The organism is Arthrobacter vasquezii (genome assembly GCF_029455255.1).
GTDB classification, from domain to species: Bacteria; Actinomycetota; Actinomycetes; order Actinomycetales; family Micrococcaceae; genus Arthrobacter_D; species Arthrobacter_D parietis.
Window position 1 is genome coordinate 42,619 of sequence record NZ_JAROKN010000022.1, and the last position, 6,404, is coordinate 49,022.

The 6,404-nt window shown below is 61.2% G+C and carries 7 protein-coding genes; 4 read left to right on the forward strand and 3 right to left on the reverse strand.

What is annotated here, in order from left to right:
* Window positions 1-297 precede the first annotated feature (297 nt).
* Entirely contained in the window at window positions 298-1,098 is an 801-nt protein-coding gene (locus P4U43_RS09775) for an alpha/beta fold hydrolase (protein ID WP_277358569.1), read from the forward strand.
* A 139-nt stretch (window positions 1,099-1,237) separates the two neighbouring features.
* Complete coding sequence (locus tag P4U43_RS09780) at window positions 1,238-2,200, forward strand: serine/threonine-protein kinase (protein ID WP_277358570.1); 963 nt, start codon at window positions 1,238-1,240, stop codon at window positions 2,198-2,200.
* A gap of 31 nt (window positions 2,201-2,231) precedes the next feature.
* Here P4U43_RS09780 and P4U43_RS09785 read toward each other — a convergent pair whose 3' ends face one another.
* A complete protein-coding gene (locus tag P4U43_RS09785) occupies window positions 2,232-2,405 on the reverse strand; it encodes a hypothetical protein (RefSeq protein WP_277358571.1) in 174 nt (57 codons plus the stop codon).
* Window positions 2,406-2,507: 102 nt separating this feature from the next.
* Complete coding sequence (locus P4U43_RS09790; RefSeq protein ID WP_277358572.1) at window positions 2,508-3,383, reverse strand: Fpg/Nei family DNA glycosylase; 876 nt, start codon at window positions 3,381-3,383, stop codon at window positions 2,508-2,510.
* Window positions 3,384-3,531: 148 nt separating this feature from the next.
* Here P4U43_RS09790 and P4U43_RS09795 point away from each other — a divergent pair, with 148 nt between their 5' ends.
* Window positions 3,532-4,203 (forward strand): TetR/AcrR family transcriptional regulator, encoded by a 672-nt coding sequence (locus P4U43_RS09795; RefSeq protein WP_277358573.1) that lies wholly within the window; start codon window positions 3,532-3,534, stop codon window positions 4,201-4,203.
* A 254-nt stretch (window positions 4,204-4,457) separates the two neighbouring features.
* Here P4U43_RS09795 and P4U43_RS09800 read toward each other — a convergent pair whose 3' ends face one another.
* Window positions 4,458-5,795: an MFS transporter gene (locus P4U43_RS09800; RefSeq protein WP_277358574.1), complete on the reverse strand. Its 1,338-nt coding sequence runs from the start codon at window positions 5,793-5,795 to the stop codon at window positions 4,458-4,460.
* A 202-nt stretch (window positions 5,796-5,997) separates the two neighbouring features.
* Between P4U43_RS09800 and P4U43_RS09805 the strand changes: the two genes are divergently transcribed.
* The coding region (locus tag P4U43_RS09805) for a helix-turn-helix domain-containing protein (RefSeq protein ID WP_277358575.1) at window positions 5,998-6,404 on the forward strand (407 nt) is incomplete at its 3' end.

Consider the following 6,404-nt stretch of genomic DNA (forward strand, 5'->3'; position numbering starts at 1 on the left):
ACTTATAGTCATTATGACTATAAGTGATTCTAGCGCGGCACCTCGATCGGCGCCGAATTGATGCGATCCATGACGGACATGCCGGAAGATTCCGGGAATGACAGCGAAGCACTATCAGCCAATTTGCATCCGGGCAGAAGCGGTGACTAAAGTCACACGGGTTGGCCACTGCTGGCCGGGCGGCGGAGATCTGTTCAATGAAGCACAGTTCTCTGCCGCTTTTTCTTTTCGTACGAGTCCCGGCAAGGGACGCTAGAGTTCAGGAAAGACCGCAGCAAGAGCACCGGGGAGGAACTCATGGGACGTCACAGCGATCATCTGGTTGAGGGAACAAACCCGGGATTGAATGTCCTTGTCCACGAGCCCGCGAGCCCGTCAGCACTGCGCCCCATCCTGCTCCTTCACGGGTTCGCCTCCTCGGCCCGGCTCAATTGGGAAGATTCCGGCTGGATTCGTGCCCTTACTGACGCCGGCCGCAAAGTCGTCACCCTCGACCTCCCCGGTCATGGATCAAGTACGGCTCCCGAAGAAATGGACTCCTACTCCCCCAGCCGCATCCGGGCGGACCTGCTCCAGATACTGCTCGATGCACACATCCACCCCCTCGCCGACGGTCAGCCGGGCAGCGGCGTCGACATCATCGGATACTCGCTCGGTTCACGTCTGGCGTGGGAATTCGGCGCCACGCAACCGGAACTGGTGCACCGTATGGTGCTTGGCGGACCTGGAAGCGGCGATCCGCTGGCGGCGTTCGACCTGGCAGCCGCGCAACGATTCCTGACCGACGGGTCACCCATCGCCGACGAGTCGACCAGCAGTCTGCTTCGGATGGCACGGCTTGTTCCGACAAACGACGTCTTTGCACTGCTCACCATGGTAGAGGCAATCAAGCGAGAGCCTTTCGTGCCCCGTGACGCCATACCTCACATGCCGCTCCTCCTGGTGGCCGGAGACAAGGACGAACGAGCGCAGACCATTCCGGAACTGGCGGAGCTGAGCGGTCATGCGGAAATACTCTGGCTCCCAGGAAGAACCCATACCAACGCAGTAACGTCCCGGACCTTCAAGAGCGCGGCCATCAATTTCCTCGCCGCGTAACAATTATTGAACGTTTGAGGCTGCGGCGCGGGGCGGTCTTCCGCATCTCTCCGCGCAGGGTAGAATGTTAGAGGTGATCAGCATGCTTATCACCTGCTCTTCACCCCCATAACTTTTCTTTCTTCCCCGGAGGTCTCACGTGGATGAACTCCTGGCCGAGCGGTACCAACCCATTGAGCTGATTGGTACCGGCGGCGCAGCATCGGTGTTTCGGGCACTGGACCGAAACCTCGGCCGGGACGTGGCAATCAAGGTATTCAACCCCACCACCTCCGATGATGACGATTACCGGCGTCAGCATACAGAGACCCTGTTGCTCTCGACGCTGAACCATCCCGGGCTGGTGACGCTGCATGATGCCGGCCTGCAGGATGACGGCAGCGGCAAGACCACCAGTTTCCTTGTCATGGAACTGGTCGACGGACTGGATCTGCGCAAGCTGTTGAAATCCGGTCCGCTTCCTTCCGAGCACGTGGCTCAACTGGGTGCGGATCTCGCGGATGCGCTGGCCTACATCCACTCGCAGGGAGTCATCCACCGCGACGTGAAACCTGCGAATATCCTGATGTACCACTCCGGGGAGCAGGACACCCGCCTCTACCCCAAACTCACCGACTTCGGCATTGCCCGAATGGTGGAAGCAACGCACTCCACCGCACATGGCGCCACCATCGGCACGGCCAACTACCTCAGTCCGGAGCAGGCAGAGGGTGCGCACGTGGAAACGAGCAGCGACATCTATTCGCTCGGCCTGGTGCTTCTGGAATGCCTTACCGGGGAAAAGGCGTTTCCCGGCCCCGTCGTCGAGGCCGCCGTTGCCCGCCTCCTGCGGGACCCGGATGTTCCTGAGTCCCTCGGCGCCGACTGGGTCAATCTCCTCACGCGCATGACCGCCAGAAATCCGCAGTCGCGCCCTGACGCGCATGAGGTCGCGCTTGCGCTGCGCGTGGGAAGCGACTCCGATAAGGACGGCGGCATGATCCTCAATCTGCCAACACCCAGTGACACTCAGGCAGATACACCCGACGTGATCACGGGCGGAGTGACGACCGGAAACGTTCACATTCCCGAACCGCCCTCACACGCCCCGTCACTGGGTTAGCAGCTTCCAGCGTCAGAAACCGCTCAGTGCCTCACTTGGAGTCCCCGTCCTCATCCGGGTCTTCCTCCGGTTCGAAGCTGCTCGGCTCCTCAGTTGTAGTCGCGCCCACACCGTCCTCGGTGTCGGGTATGGTTCCTTCCGGCTCCGTGCTGGTGGAATCCCCGCTCTGGCGGTCGTCTTCCCGGTCGTGTGAATCATGCGTCATGGTGACCTCCGTAGTTGGAACCGGATTGTTACATCTTCGATCCTAGGGTCATTGATGTCGCCTGCGAAAGGTGCAGCCGCCACCAGGACCGGCGATGTCCAATCACTTGAGAAATTTGGAGGTCCGCCGATCTGCCAGTTGCTTCCCTCCTGTCTGGCAGGTTGGGCAGTACTGGAGCGCGGAATCGGCGAATGAAATTTCACGAACAGAGTCCCCGCACACCGGGCAGGGCTGACCGGTCCGGCCATGAACCTTCATCTCCCGCCGCTTGGAATCCTTCAACTCCTTCGCCGGCTTGCCGTCGGCCGCAGCAATAGCCGATTGCAGGACCGAGTGCATCGCGTCGTGAAGCACCCCCACTTGCTCATCAGTCAGCTTGGATGCGAGGGCAAACGGAGACAGGCGGGCGGCATGCAGGATTTCGTCGCTGTAGGCGTTGCCGATTCCCGCAATGAAAGACTGGTCCCGCAACGCACTCTTCACCTGGCTGCGGTGCCCATGGAGCATTGCCATGAACTGCTCCCGGCCGATGTCCAGCGCTTCGGGTCCCAACCGGCTTACCCCCGGAACCTCCGCCACCTTCCGGACGAGGTAGACCGCTGCTGACTTCTTTGTGCCCGCCTCGGTGAGATCGAATCCGTAGCCTGCTGGTTCCGAACATCTCAATCTCAACGCAATCGGCCCCTTGCCCGGCCGCAGGGCGGTATCCGGAAGCGCGTTAGACCAACGCAGCCAGCCGGCTCGCGCGAGATGCATCACGAGATACACGCCTTCAAGGCTCAGGATGAGGAACTTTCCCCTCCTGTCCACGCCGGTGAAGGTCATCGAGGACACGGCGTCAAGGGGAACCTCGGCAGTCTTCAGCACGGCGAAAGAGCCAAGCTCAACGTTCCCTACCCGGGCTGGTTCACCGTCCTCCGGCACTAATTTGCCGGCCAGGAAGTGGGCCAGTCCCTGTACCTCAGGCATCTCAGGCATGGCACTACGGTACCGCGGGAGGCCTTCGCTGCGAGTGCTGCGCCACGAAACCTCCAAGGCAACAGAGCAGCAGGTCTTCCACTACCGTGTAGGAGGGAGCAGGTGAACGGTGCCGGCTCCGGGCCGGAAGGAATCAGGAACACAAACGATGGTCGGCGCAACCGGTACATCCCCCCGCTCAGCGGGCAGGCCGCTGAACAGGATTCTTTCCCAGGAAGCAATCACCCGGGCGGCTCTCACGCTCATCGAAACCCGCGGGTATGAGGGCTTGACCATGTCTTCCCTTGCCCGCGCTCTCAAAGTGGCGCCGTCGTCGTTATATAACCACGTGGAATCCAAAGGCGACGTACTCATCCTTCTGCAGGACCACGTCATGACTCAGGTGGACGTGTCAGGTTTCGAGTCCGAACCGTGGGAGCAGGCTGTCCGCCGGTTCGCCTGGTCCTATCGCGATGTCTTCACCCGGCATACTCCGCTTATCCCGGTGATCGCCGTACTGCCCGTGAGCGGCGCGCCGCAAACCCTTGCCGTCTATGAGGCAGTGACCCGTGGATTTGAGAAGGTCGGCTGGCCGGAACCTTTGATCGTGCCGGCAATCATTGCTCTTGAGTCTTTTATCTTCGGGTCCGCGTTCGACGCGACGGCCCCGGAAACGATCTTCGAATCGGGACCTCTGGCAGGGGCTTATCCCCGATTCACTGCTGCCGTGTCCGCGCGCAAGGACCAGGCGAACCAACGGCAGGCGGACGCTGCGTTCGGTCTCGGGCTTGACTCACTCATCACTGGGCTCAAGTCAGCGGCGGCAGTGCATCAGCAGTGACGCCAAATACACCGGCACAAGTTCGCGCAGCTGAACGTATGCGGTTTGTTGAATCAGAGGCCGGACATGCAAAAGGCCGGCTCGGTGGGCTGGGGGAACCCGTGGCGAGCCGGCCTTTCGTGTACCGGACCCGTCAGTCCGGCGGCGGGCCCCTCGTACAAGGCCCGTCTTGATCCTCAGTGTATGAAGGGCCGGCAGCGGACGCCATGGGGAGAACTACCCATGGAGTCCACTGCCGGGCGCCGACGTTCCGGCTACTTCGCCTGAGTGTGACCGGAACCGACGTGCAGCGGTACCCCGCGTGTCTCCTTCACCATGGTCACAGCCGCGAACGAGATGGCGCAGAGCACCATGATGTAGACGCCGATCGAAATGGACGAGCCGGTGCCCCTCAGCAATGCTTCCGCAATCAGCGGGGCGAAGGCACCACCGAGAATGGCGCCCAGTGCGTAACCGATTCCGATACCGGAGTACCGCACGTTCGCAGGGAACATTTCGGCATACATCGCGGACATCGGTCCGTAGGACAGCCCCAAACCGATCGTAAGGACGAACAGAGCGACTCCATAGGCGAGGATGTTGCGCGTGTCGATCATCAGGAACAGGGGGATCATCCAGACGAACACGAGCCCATAGCCGATCTGGAAAGTACGCACCCGGCCAATCCGGTCGGAAAGAATGCCTCCGTACATCGTGAAGATCAGCCAGCCGAAGGAGGCAAGCAGGGTGGCGAACAGCACGGGCCCGCCGGGCATCCCCAGCGTGCGCTGGGCGTACGCCGAGAAGAAGGCGATGAGGAGATAGCCTGCCGCGTTGTTAGCAATGAAGATGGCTGCGGTCAGTACAACCTGCTTGGTGTTGTGGCGGAAGAGCTCCTTGAGCGGAACAGATGATTCCTGCTTCCGCTCGGTCATCTCCTTGAAAACGGGGCTTTCCGCAACTGCCTTGCGGATGAAGTAGCCGACAACGATGAGGACCACGGAGAGCAGGAACGGAACCCGCCAGCCCCAGGCGAGGAAATCTTCCTGGGACATGGAAGAGCGCAGCAGGAACAGCACCAACGTTGCGATGATCATGCCAACGGGAACACCGATCTGGGGGTATGCACCCCAAAAGCCGCGCTTGTGAACCGGAGCGTGCTCTACCGCCATCAGGGCCGCACCGCCCCATTCTCCGCCTGCCGAGAAGCCCTGTAGGATGCGCAGCAGCATCAACAGAATCGGCGCCGCCACGCCGATCTGCGCGTAGGTCGGCAGGAGGCCGATCAAGGCGGTGGCCGAACCCATCATCACCAGGGTGAAGACGAGCATGGCCTTGCGCCCGATGCGATCCCCCAGGTGACCTGCAACTACCGCTCCGAGCGGCCGGAAGAAGAAGCTGATGCCGATAGTGGCCCATGAGACCAGCTGCGCCAGGCCCGGACTGTCCTCGTTCAGCGGCGCGAAGTACAGCTGCGCGAAGACGAGACCCGCGGCTTGCGCGAATATGAAGAAGTCATACCATTCGATGGTGGTACCGACCATGGTCCCCGCGACGACCTTGCGGTCCTCCCGAGACATGCGCTGCCGTGGGGCAGCCGTTGAAGACGTCATTGTTACTCCAGGTGGGACGGACTTTAATTACCGACAGAACGTTCGGTAACTGTGGTTCAGATCATACTCTTCAGGGGCACTACACCGCAGCATTACCGGAAGTCGACGCCTCCTATTGCCCGCCGCTGCCGTTAACCGACCAAACAGGCAGTTGCAGTTCGATAGTTGAACATATCGTTCCGATATAGAATAATATCCGAGTGTGAGCTCCGACACAACACCATCGCCCCAGCATTCGCAGACCCTGTCCCGCGGCCTGCGATCCCTCGAGATTCTCGCGGATGCTCCGCGGGCGCTATCAATTGCCGAGTTGTCAGTGGAGTTGGGCGTCCACCGCTCCATCGCATACCGGATTGTGCGCACGCTGGAAGATCATTCGCTCATCGTCAGGGACGATGCCGGCAAAATCACGTCCGGCCCTGGTCTGGCCGCCCTAGCGCGAGGAGTTTCCCGTGACCTGCAGACTGCAGCGCTTCCTGAATTGACGGTTCTGGCGAACGAACTCGGTATGACCGCATTTGTCGCCGTCTGGGACCGCCACGACTGCGTCACGCTTGTGACGGTCGAGCCGCGCCACTCCAGCGCCGCCGTCGCCCAGCGGCCGGGAAC